Source organism: Pseudomonas fluorescens group sp. PF-1 (assembly GCF_054481335.1).
In genome coordinates this window covers 1,324,821-1,345,507 of the sequence record NZ_JBTMNG010000002.1, presented here as the reverse complement: position 1 = coordinate 1,345,507, position 20,687 = coordinate 1,324,821, and the positions used below count along the sequence as shown (strand labels likewise).

Here is a 20,687-nt window from a genome sequence, read left to right as displayed (position 1 = left end):
TGAATCAGGTTTCAGCCGTTTTGTGCAGCCTGCTCGTTTTCAAGAAACTCTTCTTCCAGCAGCTCGTCGGCGTGAGCCTCGCGCTCGAACGGCACCACAGTGGCTCGTGGTTTGCCGCGCAATTTGCCGAACAGGTGTTCCAGTGCGTGCTCGAGTTTCTCGGCAGCTCCATCGATCGCCAGTTCCAGGCTGGCGGCTTTATGGGTAACGGAAATCGGTTGGTGGCCTTTTGGCCGCGCTTCCAGTTGGCAGCGTAGATCGTGGGGACCAGGCTTGTCGCCATTCTCGTCCCGCAGGTGAACCTCCACTCGGGTCAGGTCCTCCTCATAACGTTCGAGCGTGCTCTCAATGGTAGTACGTACCCACTCCTCCAGTCGGATGCTGCTTTGAATATGGTTATCGCTGTTGACTTGGATTTGCATAGTTCATCCCTTATTTCAGCTAGCTCGCGAGAGGCCGGTCAGCTAAGCCCTTGGGCGTCATCACCGTGACCTCTTGATTTACACAATCGGTCTGTACGCTGAACAATTCAACCCCTAAAAAAGATAAATTTTTAATCGCAAAAAAAGCCGGACAACCGGCAACAGCGCTGTTAAGGTCGGGAGTTGAGTCGCCCTGCTCCTCTGTCACAAATCCTCACATTTGCTGGTCCGCAGTGGATGCTGGCCGCGAAAAATCCCCGCTTTCTCCTTCAGCGCCCACGTCGGCAATCGCCCCACATCCGTGCCTTCGAGGCCGGTAGAGTGCTGATCGCTTTGGAGGCACGCCCAGGTTTATTGCCCTCAAATGGGCAGGCGGGCACACATGAGCAGCAGATATCCCTGTAGGCCCGGACTTGCGGGTGAAGGCAATTGATCCGGCGACACCGTGCCAATCGTTACTGTGCTGTCGCCGGCAAGCCAGCGCCTGAAGGGGTTACCTGGCGCGCATTCGCTGTAGAGCCCCTCGGCTTTCCACAGCCATGATTGTCCGACAATCTTTCCGGCATGCCCCTTGCTACATCCCTGTTGCAAGCATTGATGGCGATTTGGCCATGAAGGCCGATGGTCCGGTGTTGCGAACTAATCCCGATATCGACCGGTCAACAACTGCACGTTCAAACAGGCGGTGACGCATCATGGACAACCCTTTCCAGCTCATTACCGATGCATTTGCAGCGGATTATCAGATCAACCTGAGCATTCAGGGTCTCGATGGCTGCATCATGCTGACCCTGTCCAATAGCGGCCATATAGTGGCCAAACGCATGATCAGTGCTGACCAGCGCAACGACCCCGAGCGCCTCAAACGCCTGGTACAAAGCATTCAGTTCGGCATTGCCATCGAACAGGGCCACAGCGCCGTGGCCATTCTCGAAGCCATGACCGATGGCGACACGCGCAACCTGCCGCCGCCACCTGCCAAAGGCCGGCCTCGACCCGCCATGGGGTTTTAAAGCTCGCCCTTCTCCACTTCCGGATGCTCACTGGAACCCGCGCCTGTCTTGCGGTGCGGGTTTTCAATTTTCACCGATGGGAACTGCGACGAAGCGTAACGCACCACCAGAATCGAAAACGCCAGCAGCAGAATCCCGCCACACAGGTAGATGATCCCGATGTCCGGCGGGTTGTGGTGCGAGACATTGGAAATCAGCAACCGTGTCAGCGCCGTGATCGCCACGTAGATCAGGAAACGCACCGGCATGTGGTTGGTCTTGAAATAAATCCCGACCATCGCCCCCAACTCCAGATAGATGAACAGCAGCAAGATGTCATCGATCTTGATGTGCCCCTGTTCGATCATTCCCAGAAATTCCATCACCGCTGCCCACGCGGTCACCGCACCAATGGCGAACAGCGCCAGATAGTGAAAGGTTTCGACGAACAGGTTGCCCAGGGACTCGGCCAGTTCATGCACGTTCTGCCGCAGGTTTTCTGCCCAGTTGATTTTCACGATGATGCTTCCTTAGGTCGGCTCGACCGGATAATGCGGGTTGGACATGACGATTGTTCTGCATGCAGAAACAAGGCCACGCCATGATGGCGGGGCGCTCTGGAACGCGCTCCGTGACGTTTGGTCGCACCCACCTGTCATCGACGAGCCTGACAAACCCTGTTTTCGGTCTAGATTAAAAAGCCACTACCCAAACCCCGGGGTTTCGCTTATCCTTTTCGCTGTATATAAATACAGTAGTCGAATCAGACAACCAAATGTGAAGGCATGTGAGGTGGTGAATGGCCGTCGAAGTGGTATACCGCAGCAGCCGAGATCTGGAGCGCTTGTTCATGGATAAAGCCGAAGCTGACCGTCATGACAAAATGCTCGAACTGGCCGAGTTGTTGGCAGAAGTGTTGCAAAAAGCCGTTCCGTCCCTGACCGAGCAGCAAGTGGAAGAAGCCGGGATCTACATGGCGAAGAACCGCGATGTGTTCGCCAAGGCGTTCAAGAGCCAGCCGGATGCGTTATCCGAATTGCTCAGCGCACCTGTCGAAGTCGCGGAACCGGTTGAAGTGGCGACGCCCGTCGAGGAGCCAGTGGCCGAGCCTATCGCCCCGGCGAAACCCGCCAAGGCCGCCAAAGCAGCAAAGTAAGCAACACCCGAATTGAACAGGCCCTGAGTCCGATGGAGTCAGGGCCTTTTTCATACCGGGAAATTCACTCAGCGATATAAGACTTTCTCCGCCAATTCATCCGCCACCCGGGCCGGCGAACGCTTTTCCGCCTGGGCGTGGGCGAAGACTTCCGTCAGCCGAGAGCTGATTTTTGACAGGTGGGCCGTGATGGTCGACAACTCTTCGCCACGGTGTTTGAGCGAGACGTAGATCAAGCCGCCGGCATTGATCACATAATCCGGTGCATACAGAATGCCCCGCCGCTCCAACTGATCGGCGACATCCAGATGAGTCAGCTGATTATTCGCCGAACCGGCCACTGCCGAGCAGCGCAGCTGCGTCACGCTGTGACTGCTGAGCACGCCACCCAGGCCGCAGGGAGCAAGTATGTCGCAAGGGGTGCTGAGCAATGCATCGTTGGCAATCGGGTGTGCACCGAGTTGCTCCATGGCCAGTTGCACCTTGCCGTGGTCGATGTCGCTGACCAGCAGCTCGGCACCCGCGGCGTGCAGTTGTTCTGCCAGCGCAAACCCGACATTGCCCAGGCCTTGAATCGCCACGCGTAAACCTTCGAGATTGTCGCTGCCCAGTCGCGCCATCGCGGTGCTGCGAATGCCGGTAAAAACGCCCATCGCCGCATGGGGCGCAGGGTCGCCCGCCGAGGTGGTACTGGTGACATGTTGGGTCTGCTGGGCGATGCAATCCATGTCCGCTACCGACGTGCCGCTGTCGATGGCAGTGATGTAGCGGCCGTCGAGCTGCTCGATGCAGCGCCCGAAGGCCTCGAACAGCGCCGCACGGTTGGCCACATGGACCGGCCGAATGATCACCGCCACGCCACCGCCCTGGGCCAGGCCGGCCAACGCGGCCTTGTAGCTCATGCCCTGGGCCAGGCGCACCGCATCCTCGATCGCAGATTCGTCGTTGGGGTAGGCAAGGTAACGACAACCACCCAGGGCGGGCCCCAGTCGGCTGTTATGAATGGCAATGACCGCCTTCAACCCGGTGACCGGGTCGACGCTCAGGTGCAGCGATTCAAGGCGAGTGCTTTGCATGAGAGCGAACATCGTAAGGCTCCCGAATCACTTCTTGTAGTCGCCAGTATAGGCTTGCGCCCAAAAATTGCAGAAGCGCACCGGAATAAGCGCAGGCTTGATGCAAGCATTCGGAAATAACCTGAATCAGCCTCTGCATGACACTGGACGAATGCTGGCGACGGGGCTAAAACGAGGCATTGTCCGGAGATTCTGATGACACCGCGCCAATCGTTTTTTGCCTGTCTGCAACGTTCACCGCCCGCGCTGTTCGAGGCAGCGCTATGGATTGCGGCCGAACATGACAACGAGGTCAATCCCGAGGCGTTGCTAAAGGAATTCCATGAGCTGCAACAGCGCGCGAGTTCCGGCTTGCCGATGCTGCCGGTCAACGAACTGGCGCAACCCTTGTTACGCCGAATGAATGACCTGGGTTTCGCCCAGGACGACTTCAGCCCATTGCGCCCACAGGTGGCCTTGCTTAACAAGGTGCTGGAGTTGCGTCGCGGGCAACCACTTTCCCTGGGGCTGATTGCCCTGGAGCTGGCCAGGGGTCTGGAGATCCCCTTGGTCGGGGTTAACTTTCCGGGGCATTTCCTGCTGCGCGTACCGGGGGCCGATCACTTGCTCGACCCGTGCGGCGGCCGTCGGCTATACCCCAACGATTGCCGGGAGTTGCTGCAACGCCAGTACGGCCCGAACATGAAACTCAGCGCCGAGCACCTGGTCACCGCCGATCCCGTGCAGATGCTGCAACGCCTCTCGCGCAATCTGCGTCAACTGCACCTTTCCCACGACGATTACATCGGCGCCTTGATCGACGCCGAACGCGTGCTGGAACTGGGCAATGGCAATGCCGCCGACTATCTGGCCCGGGCCAGTCTCTACCAACGGCTGGACTGCCCGAACGCCGAGCGCTTCGACCTTGAGCATGCGCTGTTGCTCAGCGACGACCCGATCCAGCGGATTCGCCTCACTGAACGGCTGGGGCATTTGCCGCCCAATTCCGTCGTCCATTGATCGCATTACGCTGTGGAAACGGGATTGCCCGCTCCCACAGGGGATTTGTGTCGGGATTCAAGGTGTATCTGGCTGATTCGCCGGATGCGCCTTGATGAATGCTGGATGTGTCGCCGCCAGCGCCGCCACACGACGGATGCGCGGATAAGCTTCAAGTGCAATATTGAAGCGCTCGGCCGCATACAGTTGCGGGATCAGGTAGACGTCGGCCAGACCTGCCTCAGGACCGAAGCAGTAACCCTCGTCACCGATCAACTGCTCCACGGTCGCCAGCCCCTGGCTGATCCAGTGCCCGATCCACTCCATCACCTGCGGTTCATCGTGGCCCAACTGGCGCAGCCTGTTGAGCACGCTGACATTGTGCAGCGGATGCACATCGCAACCGATCACCGCCGCCACACCACGCTCACGGGCGCGGGCCGCGAGGTCTTTCGACAGCAGCGGCGCCTGTGGATAACGCTCTTCCAGGTACTCGATGATCGCCGGTGACTGGATCAGCAGTTCACCTTCCTCGGTGCGTAAGGCCGGCACGCGGCCCTGCGGGTTGATCGCCAGATACGCCGGCTGGCGGTGCTCGCCACCCGGCGGCGCGATCAGGTTGACCGGCAGCGCCTGGTAATCCAGGCCTTTGAGCGCCAATGCAATGCGCACCCGATAGGACGAGGTCGAACGGTAATAGGTGTAGAGCTGCATGACCCGTTCCCCTTAGCGTGCCGGCAACACTTTGCCACGGCATTCGCCGAAACCGATGGACGCAAAACCTTCACGGCTGCAACGGCCACGCAGGATGATTTCATCGCCGTCTTCAAGGAATTTGCGCACTTCGCCCGATGCCAGTTCGATCGGCTTTTTACCGCCCTCGGTGATTTCCAGCAGGCTGCCGAACTGACCGTTTTCCGGCCCGGACAGGGTGCCCGATCCGAACAGGTCGCCGGCCTGCAACTGGCAGCCGTTGACGCTGTGGTGCGCGACCATTTGCGCCACGGTCCAGTACATGTGTTTGGTGTTGCTGAGGGTCAGGCGATGGGCTGGCAGGTTCTGCTCGCGCATGGCTTCGGTCAGCAGCAGCACCTCCAGTTCGATGTCGAAGCCGCCAGCCGCCTGATCACGCTTGTCGAACAGGTACGGCAGCGGCTGTGGATCGCCTTCCGGGCGCGCGGGCTGGGCACGTCGGAACGGCTCCAGCGCTTCGGCGGTGACGACCCACGGCGAGATGCTGGTGATGAAGCTCTTCGACAGGAACGGCCCCAGCGGCTGGTATTCCCAGGCCTGGATATCCCGTGCCGACCAGTCGTTGAGCAAGCAGAAACCAGCAATGTGATCGGCGGCGTCACCAATGGCGATGGCGTCGCCCATCTCGTTGCCCTGGCCGATCCAGATGCCCAGTTCCAGTTCGTAGTCCAGGCGTGCGCACGGACCGAAAGTCGGTTCGCTCTGACCGGCCGGCAAGGTCTGGCCTTTCGGGCGACGGACGTCAGTGCCGGAGGGGCGAATGGTCGAGGCGCGGCCGTGGTATCCGATCGGTACGTACTTGTAGTTCGGCAGCAACGGGTTGTCCGGGCGGAACAGTTTGCCGACGTTCTGCGCGTGTTCGATACCGACGTAGAAGTCGGTGTAGTCGTTGATTTTCGCCGGCAGGTGCATCACGCAATCCGCCGCCAGCGGCAGGAGTTTTGCGCCCTGGGCTTCGATCTTGCCACGCAGGCTGCTGCCTTCTTCGAGCAACTCGATCAAACGCTGACGCAAGGCCACGCGGGCTTCACGACCGAGTTCGAAGAACGCATTCAACTGACCGCCAAGCGTGGCTTCGACGGCGGCTTTTGCTGCGCCATCGAACAGGCCGGCAGCGAGTGCGGCCTCCAGATCGACAATATGCTCACCGATGGCCACGCCACTGCGCGGCGCCGAACCGTTCACGCTGAACACGCCCAGCGGCAGGTTTTGCAGCGGGAAATCCGTATGACCGTTGGCGGAAGCAACCCAACTGCGGGGGAAGGAAGTCTGCGTCATGGGTTATCTCCGTGTCGGGTCGAAAGTGGCGGGCAGTGTGGCCCAGCAGGCATCGTAGTTGGTTTGCAGTTGCGGGCAATCGAGGGCGAACCGGCTCGGGCGCAGCACCTGGCTGGTCTCGAACATAAAGGCCATGGTGTTGTCGATTTTCACCGGTTTGAGGTCAGCATTGATGGCTTTGGTACAGGTTTCGCCATCCGGGCCGTGGGCGCTCATGCAGCTGTGCAAGGACGCACCGCCAGGCACGAAGCCTTCAGCCTTGGCGTCGTACTCGCCTTTGATCAGGCCCATGAATTCGTTCATCAGATTGCGGTGGAACCACGGTGGACGGAAGGTGTTTTCGGCCACCATCCAGCGTGGTGGAAAGATCACGAAGTCGAGATTGGCCAGGCCGTGGACGCTGGTCGGCGAGGTCAACACGGTGAAAATCGACGGGTCCGGATGATCGAAGCTGACGGTGCCGATGGTGTTGAACCGCCGCAGGTCATATTTGTACGGCACGTTATTGCCGTGCCAGGCGACCACGTTCAGCGGCGAATGATCGAGCTCGCAGCCCCACAGCTGACCGAGGAATTTCTGCACCAGCGTGGTGGGCTGCTTGAGGTTTTCGTAATGGGCCACCGGGGTCAGGAAGTCCCGCGGGTTGGCCAGGCCATTGCTGCCGATCGGCCCCAGATCCGGCAGGCGAAGCGGCGCACCATGGTTCTCGGCGATGTAGCCGCGGGCTTGCGGGTCAAGCAATTCGATGCGGAATTTCAAGCCGCGCGGCAGCACGGCGATTTCCAGCGGCTCCAGTTCCAGCACGCCCAGTTCAGTGGCGATGCGCAGACGGCCCTGCTCCGGCACCAGCAGCCATTCGCCGTCGGCGTTGAAGAACACACGCTCCATGGAGCGGTTGGCGCGGTAGCTGTAGATGCTGATCCCGGCCGGGTTTTCGGCGCCGGAGTTGGCGGCCATGCTCACCAGCCCGTCAATGAAGTCGGTCGGTTCAGCGGGAATATCCAGTGGGTTCCAGCGCAGTCGATTGGGGGTCACTTCACCCAGTGGACCACCGGCCAGTTGCCGCTCGAGTTTGACGAATGCCGGGTGATTGGCCGATGGCTGGATGCGGTACATCCATGTACGCCGGGCCTCGCTGCGGACCATGGTGAACGCGGTGCCGGAGAACAGCTCGGTATAGAGGCCGTACGGGGCTTTTTGCGGAGCATTCTGGCCGACCGGCAGCGCACCGGGCAGTGCCTCACTGCTGAATTCGTTGCCGAAGCCTGACTGGTAAACCAGCGCTGGCGCCGTTGAATCGAGGTTCATGGAGCCTCCTGAACAGGGAGTGGGCAGTGGCCTGTCACTCCGTTGCAGAGGTCTGGGCACGCCGGGGTTATTTTTATCGTAATTCAATTACGCATAACGTAATTTGATTGGTATTGACCGTCAAGCTATAAAGACGCCCATTCGTCCCGGGATCACACCGCCTCCATGGAAAAGCCAGACAGCAACGGTAAACAGAAAGTCCGCTCGGCCGAGGTGGGTACCGACATCCTCAAGGCCCTGGCCGAGTTATCGCCCTCGACTTCACTCTCGCGCCTGGCCGAACACGTGCACATGCCGGCGAGCAAGGTTCACCGCTATTTGCAGGCACTGATCGCCAGCGGTTTTGCCGAACAGAACACTGCCACCAACCATTACGGCCTGGGCCGCGAAGCCTTGCGCGTCGGGTTGGCCGCACTCAACAGTATGGACGTGCTGAAAGTCGCCACCCTGCCCTTGGCCGAGTTGCGCGACGACTTGAACGAGACCTGCTTCCTGGCGGTGTGGGGCAACCAGGGTGCAACCGTGGTGCACATCGAACCGGCGGTACGTGCGGTGACGGTTGTGACGCAATTGGGCTCGGTGCTGCCGTTGCTCAGTTCATCGACGGGCCTGGTGTTTGGCGCCTACCTGCCCAAGCGCGAAACCGTGGACTTGCGCGAGCAGGAATTGCAGGGGCAATCAGCCCACGCGCTGGCGGATGACCAAACCTATGCGGCCATGTGCGAGCAGATCCGCACACGTGGCCTGCATCATGTGCATGGCTTGTTGATGCCCGGCGTGGACGCCTTGTCGGCGCCGGTGTTCAACGCGATGGGGAAAGTGGTGGCCGTGCTGACGGTGGTGGGCCCGACGTCGCTGTTTCATGCCGACGAGAACGGCCCGGCGGCGCAGCGATTACTCGCAGCGTCGCGGGCCGTCAGTTGGCGCATGGGATACGAGAGTCCCGTCCAATCAGATCAGGAAATCCGGAACGATTTCGATCACTAAATCGCGGATATCCGTCGCCGTGAGCTGTGGATGAAGATGACGCTCTTCGGCACTGTAGGCGACCGAATAAACGCCCATCCCCTCGCCGGAATAGAACGGAATCTCATCGTCCTGCAAATGAGCGTATAGATCTTCAACCAGGCTTCTTGATTGAATGATTTTTTGCACCCCGAGTTCAACGATAAAACTGGTCACGTACACGCTATCAATATCCACTTCGGGTATTTGATATTTCAATGCCGCGTGCACCGTCTCAACGTCCAATGGCTTGATCGACCGTTTTGAAAGATTGATCGAGGGAGCACTGGTCAGCGCATTGACTATGTCGATGACGATGCGCTCAAAGCCTGGCATATCCAGAGCCTTGACCCTGTCTTTGGCTTCAAAGGAAAACCGCCGACTGAAAATTTCATTTAGGGCCTGTACATAATTAGGCACCTGTTCACTTTCGACCCAACCCAGTGTTTCTTCGAATAGTGTTTTGGAAGAGATGACATTTTTGCTGATCAGATCATCCAATGTATTCAAATAGGTATTGAACGAGTTAACCCCGAGCTTTTGCAGCCGCTCATCCAACAACACCTCTACCGCGAAACCTGCGCGAATTTTCTTCAACGCCATCATCTTGTGGGGAGAAAAGAAACTGTCACTCATAAATACTTCCGGTGTCGTTATCAGGCACATGCATCCTGCATGGCCAGCTGTTTCACATCAGCACGCGTCGAAACCTGACGGTACTGAGGAAAACAAAATCAATAAATGATGTTCATACCAACTGACGCTGGCATAACCTCTTTCATCCGTTTACGGAGTCACCCAGAAAAACCCGGGCGATGTCCACGCCCATTCTGTTGACCTCATCAAAGTCCAGGCCCTTGAAACGATAGGCCGGGTCGAATGTGTAAGGCTCGGTAAACAGCCCCAGCGTCTCCCCTTCAAAGTGGGGAATCTCGCGGTCCTGCAGCTGTAGAAAGAACGCCCACACCAGTGTTTGGGAATAAGTGACCTGCGGATCTTCAAACTTATGAATGCCGTTCACATGCACTTTATCGACATCGATACCACGCCCACTGAGCCTTGCATGCAACATGGCACGCACTCGCTCAATATTCAGGTCTTCCATGATTTATCTTCCTTGCTTGCCAACTAATTAATATCAGGTTTGTTATTGCCGGAAAGCATACTAATCAAATCCGCACATCACGCACGCAGTAGAATGTTTCGCCATCTTGCTAGTTATACTCCGACAAACTAACCCACAACCACTTCACCCTGACGATATAAGCCCCAACTTCTTCGCGATGGCCACCGCTTGGGTACGACGTTCGACGCCCAACTTGCTATGAATTCGTCGCGCGTGGGTTTTTACTGTATGCAGCGAGATAAACAACTGCTCGGCGATCTGCTGATTCGAATTACCCTGAGCAATCAGGCTGAGCACTTCCAGTTCGCGCGCGCTCAATGGATTGTCGTCCAGGGTCGAAGGCGTCATAGGTTCGTCTTCGCCCAATCGACTGAGCAATGTCGGCTGGCGCAGGCGCAGTTCGCACAAGGCTTGTTGCAAATGGCAGCGTTTCACCAGCTCCAGCCCGGCCTGCAAGGCCGACTTGGCCAGTGCAGTCTCGCCCATCAGATCGGCCACTTCGCAGATCGCCAATTGCAGCTCCGCTTCAAGCGCCAGCCTCCCGTGACGTTGCGCTTGATCGAGCAACGCCTTGAGCCGCTCCAGCGGCTGCTTCGCCTGATGCAGATACGTCTCGGCCAGCACCAACAGGTATTCGATCCGCGCGATCAGTTCCACTGTGGCCGGAGGCGCGTGACGGGCCTGAGGCCCACGGTAGTGCCGCAATACGCGGGTCAACGCTTCACAAGCCAATGGCGCGCGACCTTGCTGCAACCAGAAGTGACTGCTGATTTGCAGCAACACACTGCGATAAACCGTGTCGGGAATCTGCCGCTGCTGCATCAGGCGTTCGGCATCGCGCAGCCGGTCAAAGGCCTGTGCGTAATCGCGCTGATTGGCTGCCACCTGTGCCAGCCCGAGAAAACCATACAGCGCGCGTTTGTCCTGACTGTGCAGGCAGTCTTGCAGACCGGACTGGAAGAGCTCGGAAGCCAGGCCGTCCTGCCCCTGGCAGAGCGCCAGTCGTCCGCGTCGCAAGGCAATTCGTCCCAGCAGCGGTGTCGGACGATCAGCCTGCCGGTCCAACAATTCATGGATATCCGCCAGCAGGCTTTCGGCACGTTGTGGAGCGCCGCGTTGCTCCAGCCACTGGGCGTGATCGAGTTCGAGCAAGCCTTCAAAGAGCAGCGAACCTTGCGACCGCGCCAGACACAGCGCCTCACGGTTGAAGGCCTGCGCTGCATCGAGGTCGGCGCAGAGCAGTGCTTGCTGAGTCAGCCCGGACAGGCATAACAATCGCGCGGCCCAGGCATCAGCGCCCAGCTCGGCCAGCGCTTCGATAAAGTGCGTGCGCGCCGCTTCCATCCGCCCCTGCAAATGCAGCAACCAGCCTTGCTGCGCCTGCCAGCGCGCCAGCAGTTGCCGTTGCAGGGCAGCCGTGGGCTGGGGGGTGAACCGGACCAGTTGCTCAATACACGCGGCCGCCTGATCGAAACGTCCGGCAAACAACAACGCTGCGGTGATCAAACCCACCAATTGCGGCGTTCCGAAGGTCAACTCTTCGCCCTGGCGCTCATGCAGATCGAGCAGCAAACGCACATTCTCTCGGCGGAACAAGTGCTCAAAGCTGAAGTGCTGCAACAGACTGACCGCGACCTCGAACTCTTCGGCCAGCAACGCCTGCTCGAACGCGCCCTGCCAGTCCTGCTCGGCGGTGAACCACTGACAGGCACGCCGATGCCAGGAACGCCCCGCCGACCCCTGCTCGTCACGCATGGCCCGGGCGAGTGGCACGAACACTCGCAGCCAGTCGGGCGAATCCTCCCAGGGTTCGATAAAACACCCCATGTCTTGCAAGGCGTGCAGCCACTGCGCGCCCTCACCGGCGCCAAACAGATGCTCGCACAGACCGGCATTGAATCGCGGCAGGTGCGCCAGTACTTGCCAGGCTTCAAGCAGTTCCGGCGGCAGGGTGTTGAACAGTTCATGTTGCAAGTAGTCGAGCAGCGTCGCCGATCGCCCCTGCTTGTCCTGCCCGGCCATCCACTGACAACCATCGAGCAAGGCAATGCGCGTGCCGGCGCACCAGCCACCGCTGCGCTGGATGATCTTCCTGGCCGTAATCGCTGCCTGCTCTGGCGCGACATGGACGAGCAACTGTTCGATGTCCGACTCGTTGAACGCCAGCGCGCGCGCCTCGCACTCGTACAACTCATCATCGAGCAACAACCGTGGCCAGTTGCATGACGGACGCCGACGCGAGCCCAACCACCAGTTCAACAGCGGATTTCTGACTGCCAGCAAACGGTCCAGCAAGCGGTCGAGTTCAGGATTGGGCACGCGACAATAATCATCGAGAAACACCCAGGTCGGCGTCTGCAACCGGGCCAGCGACTCCAGCAAAACGAGCTCATCCGCCGCTGCGAATCCCAGTGCCTGAGTCAGGCGCTGCTGAAAATCGACGACACTCAAACACGTCCCCGACAACGGCAACCAATACACCCGACAGTGCTCCGGTGCACGCAGCAGGCACTCGGTAAGCAGTGCACTCTTGCCGCTGCCGGCCGGTGCGCAGAGCAGTTTGACCCGCGCCGACGAGGCCAGCAGCGGTTCGGTCAACCGCTCGCGAGAGAGGTGGTGAGAAGACAAACGAGGCAGGGGTCCAGGACGGTCCAGACTCAGGGTCATGGCAGTCATAGTAGAAGCGCCTTTTTATAATTGTGGCGCCACCCTAGACCTCTCCCGAACGCTTGTTGAAGAAGTATTCAGCAGACTGATTTACACCCATAAAAAAGGTGACCGCGAGGTCACCTTTTTGTGCAAGAGCCTGTAGGAAGACTACTTCACACCTGTACTCCGCAAGGCTGCAGGCGTGTAGTCCCCAGCTTTTGCCGCGATGTTGAATTCGAAGCTGCGCTTCTCTTCATTCTTCATCCCCAGTGCGATGTAACGGCCGGCGATGAGGTCATACAGCGCCTCGACAGTGTAGGCCGGAACCTGATGATCGTAGTAGAACTGGGCATGCCCTTCCGCCACGCGCCAGAGCTGGCCGCGACCGTCGTAGTGATCAGCCAGGGCGACTTGCCAGGTGTCTTCGTCAATGTACATGTGACGCTTGGCGTAGACATGCCGCTCGTTAGGCTTGACCGTGGCGACGACCTCCCACACCCGGTGCAACTCATAACGGGTCAGGTCCTGATTGATGTGCCCGGCCTTGATCACATCGGTGTACTTGAGGTCAGGCGAATCGAGCTTGTAGCTGTTGTACGGGATGTACATTTCTTTCTTGCCGATCAGCTTCCAGTCATAGCGATCCGGCGCTCCGGAAAACATGTCGAAGTTGTCGGTGGTGCGTAACCCGTCCGATGAGGTGCCGACGCCGTCATACGCCACTTGCGGTGCACGCCGCACGCGACGCTGGCCGGCGTTGTAGATCCAGGCCTTGCGCGGTTCCTGGACCTGATCGAGGGTCTCGTGAACCAGCAACACATTGCCCGCCAGCCGCGCCGGTGCGGTCACCTCCTGTTTGAAATAGTTGAGCACGTTCTCCTCGCTGCCCGGTTTGTAATCCCCCAGCAGGGACGGTACGGCCACCTCGTCCTTGAAGCGGATGACGGTGAAATCACCATTCGATTGCGGCGTTGCCTGGGTAATGGTGCGGCGCAGATTACCGCCGTGATAACGGGTGATGTGGTTCCAGATCACCTCGACACCGTTCTTGGGAATCGGGAACGCGTAGTAGCGATTGCCAGTGAAATTGGCCAGACCGTTACCGTCGTTGATCGGGGTAACATTCAGCGCGCTGCGCTTGGCCGACTCACAGATTTCCGGTGGCAGGGCCGCCGTGCGGTGAGTCGGATACACCGGGATTCTGTAGGTCTCGGGATAGCGTTTGAACATCGCTATTTGCCCATCGGAAAGCTTGTCCTTGTACTTGTCGACCGTCGCCGCCGTGATCACGAACAGTGGCTTTTCATTGGCGAATGGATCGGCCAGGAATCCCTTGCTGTCCACCGCCCCGGCGTTTTTCGGAATTCCGCCGGTCCACGCCGGAATCGAGCCGTCGGCATTGCCGGCCTTCTCCGCGCCCAACGGCGTAAGGCTGGTACCCAGTTTGTTGGCCTCCTCCGGCGTTACCGCCGCCATCACGTTGGCGGCCAGCAGACCGAGGGCCAGGGCACCGCATTGCAGAATCATCTTGCGCATGGAAATCATCCTTCTCAGCCAGATCAGAAGTTCACGCCAAAGCTCAACGCCACGAAGTCGCGGTCCTCGAGGGTGTTGTAGTCCCCCCCGAAGAAGTCGGTGTAATTGAGGCTTGCGGTGTAGGTATTGCGGTAGTCCGCGTCGACGCCGAGGCTGATGGCCTTGGCACCTTCGTTGAACAGCCCGTTGGGGCCATACCCGCTGACGTCGTGGGACCACGACAGGTTGGGTTTGATGTTGATGCCGGCGATGAGGTTGTTGTAATCGAGGATGGCCCGGGCTCGATAACCCCAGGAGGTCGAGGTCACGAAGCCATCGGTGTCGCCGCCGAAACCATACTGCCCGTATACCGAGTCACGTCCATAGCGCAGCTTGCTGCGGGCCTCCAGGCCACCGACGTGAACCACCGCCGCCTCGCCTACCAGGGTCAGGCGATCAGCGCCCATCACCTGATCGACGAAGTGCGTCAGGGTGCTCTGGACCTGGGTTATTTCCTTGCGCCGATAGCCCTTGTTGTCGGCGCCTGGACGGGACGCAATGGGCGATGCCGCGCCACCGGCAATCGGGTTGAGCATGGCCAGTGTCAGGTCGTTGGTGTTGACCTGCACCGGCGCGTTGGGCCGATAACTGATCTCGCCGGTCCATGCGGTACCGGTGGACAAGGTGGTAGAGAAACTCGCGCCGTACAGGCGAATGTCTTCCGGGTAATCGAGGTAATACTGACCGCGCCCGAGCATCACACTTTGCGCGAGACCCGAGCCACTGCCGGGCGCGATCCGGTTGGCCGTGGCCACGATCCCCGGAATGCTCGCCAGCGTGCTGGCACCCGCGGTGACGGTGCCCACCGTCGGCGTGCGGCTGTGGTAGTTCATGAAGTACAGACCGTACTCGGTGTCGTCGCCGAGCCAGCGCAACGCCGTCCCCCATTGTCCGGAATCGCGGGCATCACGGTCACCGCCACGGGGCACGATCACGCCCTCCTTGCTGACTTCAAACCCTTGGCCAAACGCTGCGGCAATCGGCTGCAACGGGGCGATGGCCGGGCTGGCGACGGTGTAGTTCTTGTTGCAACCGTCCGCCGCCACGTCGACGCCGAAGAAGGTCCCGCAGTTGTCGAGAACGGTCTGGTCCCATTCCAGTTGGTAGAAGCCTTCCACGGTCAACTTGTCCGTCAGGCCCTGGGAAGCAAACAACATGTTCACCGGAATCAAGCCTTCCTTGATCTCGGCACCCGGGCGCCGGAACGCGGAAACATCCACCGGGTTGATGCTGTTGATCGAGTTACCGATGAATGTACTTTCGCCCCAACTGACCACCTGCTTTCCCGCACGCACCGTGCCCGGCAGATCGGCGATGGAGTAGTTGTGATAGACGAAGGCATCGAGGATCTGCCCGCCGGAAGACTTGGCGCCCTCCTTGCGGCCATGATCGCTGATGGGCTTGAACTCGCGGTCTTCGTCCTTCAGTTCGAAGTCGTACCAATACTTGCCACGGACAAACACACCGGTGTCGCCGTACTTGAGCTCAAGGTCATGGATGCCTTTAAAGATCTTCGAGAATGTCTCGCCTTTCTTGAAATTCAGCCGCCCGTCATCGCCGGTCGAGGACTGGCCCGAACCGCCGTTGACCAAGCCCACCAGCGAGTTGTCGGCATCACGCATGCCCCAGCTCGCGCCCACCGACAGCGACGAGTCGAACGTCCCCTCGATCTCGCCGACGTTGAATGAAATGGCCTGTGCCTGGGCACAGCAACCCAAGGCCACCGCAGCGGCCAGCGCCTGCGGCGTGAAGATGGCGCGCATTGTTGTTTTTGTCATGCGTCTTCCCCGGTGAGTGACAGAAGGCCTCACCCTACTGCCGCCCACCGGGGACGATAAGCGCACCAAGGAGGTATTCGTGGTGTACCTCTAAAGGATGAGTGGCCGCCGGGAACGGGGGTTTACACGGGGGTATGGATGGGCTGGATGGGAGGCCATCAGCTGTGCGCATGTTGTGGCGAAATGGACGTCAAAGAGGTCATCAGGACTGTTACGAATGTCGCAATACAGCATGTCTCGAATCGCTATTTTTCCTTTACTGGCCAACACTTATTCTAGCCTGGCTTTCACGGGAACCCGCCCGGAAGCACGAAGCAGCGGCACGTGATTTACCGTGCCGACTGGCGACAGATTTCAGATGAGATTGAGGCTCTCGACTCATCGCCCCGTGCACACCGACGTTGATTTGTAGCTCCTGGATCCAACGTCTTCTTTGGCCGCTGCGTTTGCAGCGGCCTTTTTTTATGGGTCGAATTTTGCCGCTATTTGGGCCGCTCTCACGGGAACAATTACCACGCAACAATCCGCGCTTGAGACAGCAACGTCCCTGGCAATCAGAACTGCTTTGCGATCCGCAACAATTGCTGTGCTCACAGCCCCTGCAACCGCCATCGGAATAGCGTCAGGCGCAGACATTCTCGCCGGAGTTGCGGCGCTGCGTTACCACGCGCTGCGAGATAACAAGCACCAAGTCCTCGAGATCACACATCTGATTCCAGGCGGATGAGTTTCATCGAGACTGGCATGCGCTTTATCTCAAAGGCATCGGCGCCTGGTTCGATGAGGTCACCCGGGACGACTTTCTACAGCAATACAATGCCAGCGCCATTCCGGCCCGCAGCGAGTTGTTAACGCTATTCAAGTCTTACGGATATGACATTTCAGGTGCTTCGACCGAGCAAGGTTTTAAGCTGCTGGTCCGGGCATTTCAGATGCATTTTCGCCCGGAGCGTTACGACGGGGTCATGGATGCGCAAACGGCCGCAACCCTGGCGGCGCTGGTGTCCAAGTACTTTCCTCGATAGGCCACGAATACAGTCGGCAAGGTCATTCAATATGACCTTGCCTGCCGCATTACAACGAATACTTCTGCAAATTCCCCATCATTTCCTTCAGCGCTTCAATGTTGTCCTTCGGATGCGCTGCGCCTTCGAAATCACAAATCTGCTGCCAGTGCGCCGCCACATCTTCCGGCGAGAAACCCACCCGAGGGTCGAACCCGGCGCCCAGGCTGCGCTCCCAGCGCACCTTGCCCATCCAGCCGCCGCCGACTTCGAACAGGCCAGAAGTTTCCTGGCAGTTTTCGCTGGCCAGGTACACCACCAGCGGGCTGACCAGTTCCGGCTTGAGTTGCTCGAACACTTGCGGCGGGATCAGGCCTTCGGTCATGCGCGTGCCGCCGGTGGGGGCGATGGCGTTGACCAGGATGTTGTTCTTGCGGCCTTCGATGGCCAGGGTGCGGGTCAGGCCGTAGAGCCCGAGCTTGGCCATGCCGTAGTTGGATTGACCGAAGTTGCCGTAGATGCCCGAGGTGGACGCAGTGAAGATCACCCGGCCGTAGTTTTGCTCGCGCATGTGCGGCCAGGCGGCGCGGGTGACTTTGTAGGCGCCTTCGACGTGGACGCGGTAAACCAGGTCCCAGTCGGCGTCTTCCATTTTGTGGAAGGTCTTGTCGCGCAGGATGCCGGCGTTGTTGACCACCACATCGACACGACCGAAGACGTCGAGTGCATGTTGAACGAGCTTGTCGCCATCGGTGACCGAGTCGTGGTTGGCCACGGCAGTGCCACCGGCGTCGCGGATTTGCGCGACCACACGGTCTGCGGCCGACGCATTGGCGCCCTCACCCTGAGTCGAACCACCAAGGTCGTTGACCAGCACCTTGGCGCCCTGCTGGGCGAACAACAGCGCATGCGCCCGACCCAGGCCGCCCCCCGCACCGGTGATGATCACGACTTTATCTTCGAAGCGCACAAACTCATTCATGGTGGGGACTCCAACAGGCCAGGGACATTGCCTTGGAGTTTCAGGCACGGCGCTGCGGGTCACAATGAACAGGGGGGAGGCTGAATGGTGCGCGATAAGGCTGGGGGATGATTGATGATGCAGAAGGCGAGCACAGCACTTGTCGCGAGGGGGGGGTACCCCCTCGCCCCATAGTGTTCAGCGTTCAGCGGAACTCAGGAACACGCCACCTTGAGCGGCGGCAGCATCTGCTGATCGCGAAACGCCAGGTAGTGCTTGAGTACCTGGCACGGTGCCTCGATCTGTGGGTAGTGACCGATGCCGCTCAACAGCACCGCATCCGGGTTGGGGATCAGCTCCCGATAACGCGCGACCATGTGCGCGCCGGAGATCGGATCGACCTCGCCATCGATCACGCGCAAAGGCACCTCACCGCGCTGCATGGCGGCGACCCAACGATCGCGTTGTACTCGCCGTTCAGGGATGTAGCCGATCAACTTGTGCATGACCCGTGGCCCGTTATTGCTTTCGATCAGGCTCCAGAAATCATCCATTTCGCTCTCGGTGGGAAGCGTCTGAGGGCCAAAGATCTGATGAAAACTCTTCACCAACCCATCGCGACTGAACGCGCGGCCAATCATCCAGCCCAATGGGCTGAGCAGTAGTTTTTGCATCAATACGGGACGATGGGTTTCAGGAAACAGCCCGCCATTGAGGAACACGCAACTGGCAATTTGAATCTGCGAATCGTAATGCCGGGCCAGCAGTTCCTGGGCCACGCTGTCGCCGTAATCATGCGCCAGCAGGTGCACAGGCTGCTCGACTCCCAGTTGAGCCAGCAGCGCCTGTTGCAGATCAGCCTGCTCCAGCAAGCTGTATTCGTGATTCACCGGTTTGGCCGAGTCACCGAAGCCCAGCATATCGCAGGCAATCACCCGATAGCGCTGAGCCAGCGGCTGCCACAGGTAATGCCAATCCCAACTGGCACTCGGGAAGCCATGGATGAGCAGCAGCGGCTCACCCTGCCCCGCCGTCCAGTAACGAATGGTCTGGCCACGGAAGTCGAATGTCTGGCTGCGCTTGCGCCAGATACACAGAGGAATCTCAGCGAGTGCCATTAGAGTTTATAACCCGTGTCTTGTTTATCGAGTTTGCGCAGTAGCGCTGGCCAGGCCAACGCACCGCCCATGCCTTCAGCACTTTTGGTGACTCCGGCGATCATTGCCTTGGCACCCGCCAGAATCTGCGGTTCGATGGCGATCAGTTCCGCGCCACCGCCCTGCGCCATGACCTGGATGTCACAGGCGCGCTGGAAGGTAAACATCATCAGGAACGTGTCGGCGATGGTGCCGCCGCAGGTCAGCAAACCGTGGTTGTGCAGCATCAGGAAATTGTTTTCCCCGAGATCGGCTTGCAGTCGCGCCTTCTCTTCGTGATTCAGCGCAACGCCTTCGTAGGCGTGATACGCCAGGCTGGAAAGGACGAACAACGACTGTTGGCTGATCGGCAAAATGCCTTGTTTCTGCGCCGAGACCGCAACACCCGAGGCGGTGTGGGTGTGCAGCACGCAGACGACATCATGGCGAACCTCGTGAACCGCGCTGTGGATGGTGTAACCGGCCGGATTGATCTCGTAGGGGCTGTCCATCAGCTTGTTGCCGGCCTGATCGACCTTGACCAGGCTCGAGGCAGTCATTTCGTGAAACATCATCCCGAACGGGTTGATCAGGAAGTCTTCGGTACCAGGCACCTTGGCCGAGATGTGGGTGAAAATCAGATCGTCCCAGCCGTGCAGGGCAACCAGGCGATAACAGGCCGCCAGGTCGACCCGGGTCTGCCACTCGGCGGCACTGACCTGGTCTTTGACGCTGTCGAGGGATTGAACGGGGGCTACGCTCACGACAAGGAACCTCTGGTTTTTATTATGGAGTGTTTCCAATGACTATCGAGTCTAGACACCCTCCAGGGTTCGCGTAGTTGCATTGGCAGCCAGCTTGATGGCCGAGCGAGTCAGTCGTTCAGTGAAGCGCGATACACGTCAAAGTACCGCCGCCAGAGAGGGCGAGCCGGGCACTGCCTGCAGCCCCGGCAGCACCCTGAGAATTGACGTTTACAAACGTTGAGCGGCGCTCGATCAGCCCCGCAGAGCGCCAGCCAGCTCTGCCAGCCAGGGCTCGGCATCCGTTTCCGGAGTGACGCTTTCACTGGCGTCCAGGCGCAGCATCGGCAGCACTTCGCGAATACCCAGCTCACCGAACAACTCACGCATTAATTCGCCGCCGCCGCAGAACGTATCGCCGTAGCTCGCATCGCCCAAACCAATCACCGCGCCCGGCAAACCACGCCAGGCTGCGGGCAATTGATCGCGGATCGCGAAGTACAGTGGTTGCAGGTTATCCGGCAATTCACCCATGCCGGTGGTCGAGGTCACCGCCAGGAAGGCTTGCGGGCCAAAGGCCTGAACATCGGCCAGACTTGCACGCGGGTTGTGCCAGGTTTCGAAACCGGCGGCTTGCAAAAGGCTGGCGGCGTGACGGGCAACCTCTTCGGCCGTGCCGTACACCGAGCCGGAAATGATGGCGACTTTCATCAATCTGATCCTGAAGCTGAGTCAAAGACCGGGATC

Annotated in this window: 18 protein-coding genes and 2 pseudogenes; 5 read left to right on the top strand and 15 right to left on the bottom strand. The window is 59.4% G+C overall.

Features of this window, described 5'->3' with window-relative positions:
* Positions 1 to 11: 11 nt before the first annotated feature.
* Positions 12 to 422, bottom strand: a complete 411-nt coding sequence (locus tag ACX3YD_RS20780) for an HPF/RaiA family ribosome-associated protein (protein WP_103405242.1) — start codon at positions 420 to 422, stop codon at positions 12 to 14.
* A 695-nt stretch (positions 423 to 1,117) separates the two neighbouring features.
* Here ACX3YD_RS20780 and ACX3YD_RS20775 point away from each other — a divergent pair.
* The gene (locus ACX3YD_RS20775) at positions 1,118 to 1,435 is read left to right on the top strand and encodes a DUF3509 domain-containing protein (protein ID WP_047537876.1); all 318 of its coding nucleotides are present in this window, start codon (positions 1,118 to 1,120) and stop codon (positions 1,433 to 1,435) included.
* Here the strand turns inward: ACX3YD_RS20775 and ACX3YD_RS20770 are convergent.
* Positions 1,432 to 1,932, bottom strand: a complete 501-nt coding sequence (locus tag ACX3YD_RS20770; RefSeq protein ID WP_047537873.1) for a phosphate-starvation-inducible protein PsiE — start codon at positions 1,930 to 1,932, stop codon at positions 1,432 to 1,434. The two genes, ACX3YD_RS20775 and ACX3YD_RS20770, sit on opposite strands and share 4 nt — an antisense overlap.
* 281 nt (positions 1,933 to 2,213) lie before the next feature.
* Between ACX3YD_RS20770 and ACX3YD_RS20765 the strand changes: the two are divergent.
* A pseudogene (locus tag ACX3YD_RS20765) lies at positions 2,214 to 2,453 on the top strand (YebG family protein); the annotation flags it as partial.
* A 185-nt stretch (positions 2,454 to 2,638) separates the two neighbouring features.
* On the opposite strand, the gene ACX3YD_RS20760 reads toward ACX3YD_RS20765, so the two are convergent.
* On the bottom strand, positions 2,639 to 3,658 hold the full coding sequence (locus tag ACX3YD_RS20760) for a Glu/Leu/Phe/Val dehydrogenase family protein (protein ID WP_047537867.1): 1,020 nt from the start codon (positions 3,656 to 3,658) through the stop codon (positions 2,639 to 2,641).
* A 183-nt stretch (positions 3,659 to 3,841) separates the two neighbouring features.
* Here ACX3YD_RS20760 and ACX3YD_RS20755 point away from each other — a divergent pair, with 183 nt between their 5' ends.
* Positions 3,842 to 4,645 carry a SirB1 family protein gene (locus ACX3YD_RS20755; RefSeq protein WP_047537864.1) on the top strand — a complete coding sequence of 268 codons (804 nt, stop codon included), beginning with the start codon at positions 3,842 to 3,844 and terminating at the stop codon, positions 4,643 to 4,645.
* A gap of 57 nt (positions 4,646 to 4,702) precedes the next feature.
* Here the strand turns inward: ACX3YD_RS20755 and maiA are convergent, their stop codons facing one another.
* The 3 genes from maiA to hmgA are packed head-to-tail and all read right to left on the bottom strand — an operon-like array spanning position 4,703 to position 7,963.
* The gene (gene maiA / locus ACX3YD_RS20750; RefSeq protein WP_458960879.1) at positions 4,703 to 5,338 is read right to left on the bottom strand and encodes a maleylacetoacetate isomerase; all 636 of its coding nucleotides are present in this window, start codon (positions 5,336 to 5,338) and stop codon (positions 4,703 to 4,705) included.
* 12 nt (positions 5,339 to 5,350) lie between these two features.
* Positions 5,351 to 6,655 carry a fumarylacetoacetase gene (fahA, locus tag ACX3YD_RS20745; RefSeq protein ID WP_103405239.1) on the bottom strand — a complete coding sequence of 435 codons (1,305 nt, stop codon included), beginning with the start codon at positions 6,653 to 6,655 and terminating at the stop codon, positions 5,351 to 5,353.
* 3 nt (positions 6,656 to 6,658) lie between these two features.
* A complete protein-coding gene (hmgA, locus tag ACX3YD_RS20740; RefSeq protein WP_458960878.1) occupies positions 6,659 to 7,963 on the bottom strand; it encodes a homogentisate 1,2-dioxygenase in 1,305 nt (434 codons plus the stop codon).
* A 165-nt stretch (positions 7,964 to 8,128) separates the two neighbouring features.
* Here hmgA and ACX3YD_RS20735 point away from each other — a divergent pair, with 165 nt between their 5' ends.
* The gene (locus tag ACX3YD_RS20735) at positions 8,129 to 8,950 is read left to right on the top strand and encodes an IclR family transcriptional regulator (RefSeq protein WP_458960877.1); all 822 of its coding nucleotides are present in this window, start codon (positions 8,129 to 8,131) and stop codon (positions 8,948 to 8,950) included.
* Here ACX3YD_RS20735 and ACX3YD_RS20730 read toward each other — a convergent pair.
* The 5 genes from ACX3YD_RS20730 to ACX3YD_RS20710 all read right to left on the bottom strand — a co-directional run bounded on the left by ACX3YD_RS20730 (position 8,915) and on the right by ACX3YD_RS20710 (position 16,096).
* A complete protein-coding gene (locus tag ACX3YD_RS20730; RefSeq protein WP_458960876.1) occupies positions 8,915 to 9,604 on the bottom strand; it encodes a hypothetical protein in 690 nt (229 codons plus the stop codon). The two genes, ACX3YD_RS20735 and ACX3YD_RS20730, sit on opposite strands and share 36 nt — an antisense overlap.
* Before the next feature lie 142 nt (positions 9,605 to 9,746).
* Complete coding sequence (locus tag ACX3YD_RS20725) at positions 9,747 to 10,073, bottom strand: hypothetical protein (RefSeq protein WP_458960875.1); 327 nt, start codon at positions 10,071 to 10,073, stop codon at positions 9,747 to 9,749.
* Positions 10,074 to 10,217: 144 nt separating this feature from the next.
* Positions 10,218 to 12,770, bottom strand: a complete 2,553-nt coding sequence (locus ACX3YD_RS20720; protein ID WP_458960874.1) for a LuxR C-terminal-related transcriptional regulator — start codon at positions 12,768 to 12,770, stop codon at positions 10,218 to 10,220.
* 141 nt (positions 12,771 to 12,911) lie between these two features.
* Positions 12,912 to 14,279, bottom strand: coding sequence for a DUF1329 domain-containing protein (locus ACX3YD_RS20715; RefSeq protein ID WP_458960873.1), 1,368 nt, complete (start codon positions 14,277 to 14,279; stop codon positions 12,912 to 12,914).
* A 23-nt stretch (positions 14,280 to 14,302) separates the two neighbouring features.
* Complete coding sequence (locus ACX3YD_RS20710; protein ID WP_458960872.1) at positions 14,303 to 16,096, bottom strand: DUF1302 domain-containing protein; 1,794 nt, start codon at positions 16,094 to 16,096, stop codon at positions 14,303 to 14,305.
* Positions 16,097 to 16,836: 740 nt separating this feature from the next.
* Between ACX3YD_RS20710 and ACX3YD_RS20705 the strand changes: the two are divergent.
* Positions 16,837 to 17,121, top strand: a pseudogene (locus ACX3YD_RS20705) (N-acetylmuramoyl-L-alanine amidase); the annotation flags it as partial.
* A 49-nt stretch (positions 17,122 to 17,170) separates the two neighbouring features.
* Here ACX3YD_RS20705 and ACX3YD_RS20700 read toward each other — a convergent pair.
* The 4 genes from ACX3YD_RS20700 to ACX3YD_RS20685 form a co-directional block, all read right to left on the bottom strand.
* Positions 17,171 to 18,082, bottom strand: coding sequence for an SDR family oxidoreductase (locus ACX3YD_RS20700; RefSeq protein ID WP_103405232.1), 912 nt, complete (start codon positions 18,080 to 18,082; stop codon positions 17,171 to 17,173).
* Between the two features lie 194 nt (positions 18,083 to 18,276).
* On the bottom strand, positions 18,277 to 19,179 hold the full coding sequence (locus tag ACX3YD_RS20695) for an alpha/beta fold hydrolase (RefSeq protein ID WP_047537831.1): 903 nt from the start codon (positions 19,177 to 19,179) through the stop codon (positions 18,277 to 18,279).
* Positions 19,179 to 19,961 (bottom strand): class II aldolase/adducin family protein, encoded by a 783-nt coding sequence (locus tag ACX3YD_RS20690; protein WP_103405231.1) that lies wholly within the window; start codon positions 19,959 to 19,961, stop codon positions 19,179 to 19,181. Before ACX3YD_RS20690 ends, ACX3YD_RS20695 begins: the two co-directional genes overlap by 1 nt.
* A gap of 234 nt (positions 19,962 to 20,195) precedes the next feature.
* Positions 20,196 to 20,651, bottom strand: coding sequence for a flavodoxin (locus ACX3YD_RS20685; RefSeq protein WP_047537826.1), 456 nt, complete (start codon positions 20,649 to 20,651; stop codon positions 20,196 to 20,198).
* Positions 20,652 to 20,687: the final 36 nt, after the last annotated feature.

Coding starts and splice junctions, on each gene's coding strand:
- ACX3YD_RS20780 (WP_103405242.1), bottom strand. CDS start 422: ATGCAAATCCAAGTCAACAGCGATAACCATATTCAAAGCAGCATCCGA.
- ACX3YD_RS20775 (WP_047537876.1), top strand. CDS start 1,118: ATGGACAACCCTTTCCAGCTCATTACCGATGCATTTGCAGCGGATTAT.
- ACX3YD_RS20760 (WP_047537867.1), bottom strand. CDS start 3,658: ATGTTCGCTCTCATGCAAAGCACTCGCCTTGAATCGCTGCACCTGAGC.
- ACX3YD_RS20755 (WP_047537864.1), top strand. CDS start 3,842: ATGACACCGCGCCAATCGTTTTTTGCCTGTCTGCAACGTTCACCGCCC.
- maiA (WP_458960879.1), bottom strand. CDS start 5,338: ATGCAGCTCTACACCTATTACCGTTCGACCTCGTCCTATCGGGTGCGC.
- fahA (WP_103405239.1), bottom strand. CDS start 6,655: ATGACGCAGACTTCCTTCCCCCGCAGTTGGGTTGCTTCCGCCAACGGT.
- hmgA (WP_458960878.1), bottom strand. CDS start 7,963: ATGAACCTCGATTCAACGGCGCCAGCGCTGGTTTACCAGTCAGGCTTC.
- ACX3YD_RS20735 (WP_458960877.1), top strand. CDS start 8,129: ATGGAAAAGCCAGACAGCAACGGTAAACAGAAAGTCCGCTCGGCCGAG.
- ACX3YD_RS20730 (WP_458960876.1), bottom strand. CDS start 9,604: ATGAGTGACAGTTTCTTTTCTCCCCACAAGATGATGGCGTTGAAGAAA.
- ACX3YD_RS20725 (WP_458960875.1), bottom strand. CDS start 10,073: ATGGAAGACCTGAATATTGAGCGAGTGCGTGCCATGTTGCATGCAAGG.
- ACX3YD_RS20720 (WP_458960874.1), bottom strand. CDS start 12,770: ATGACTGCCATGACCCTGAGTCTGGACCGTCCTGGACCCCTGCCTCGT.
- ACX3YD_RS20715 (WP_458960873.1), bottom strand. CDS start 14,279: ATGCGCAAGATGATTCTGCAATGCGGTGCCCTGGCCCTCGGTCTGCTG.
- ACX3YD_RS20710 (WP_458960872.1), bottom strand. CDS start 16,096: ATGACAAAAACAACAATGCGCGCCATCTTCACGCCGCAGGCGCTGGCC.
- ACX3YD_RS20700 (WP_103405232.1), bottom strand. CDS start 18,082: ATGAATGAGTTTGTGCGCTTCGAAGATAAAGTCGTGATCATCACCGGT.
- ACX3YD_RS20695 (WP_047537831.1), bottom strand. CDS start 19,179: ATGGCACTCGCTGAGATTCCTCTGTGTATCTGGCGCAAGCGCAGCCAG.
- ACX3YD_RS20685 (WP_047537826.1), bottom strand. CDS start 20,651: ATGAAAGTCGCCATCATTTCCGGCTCGGTGTACGGCACGGCCGAAGAG.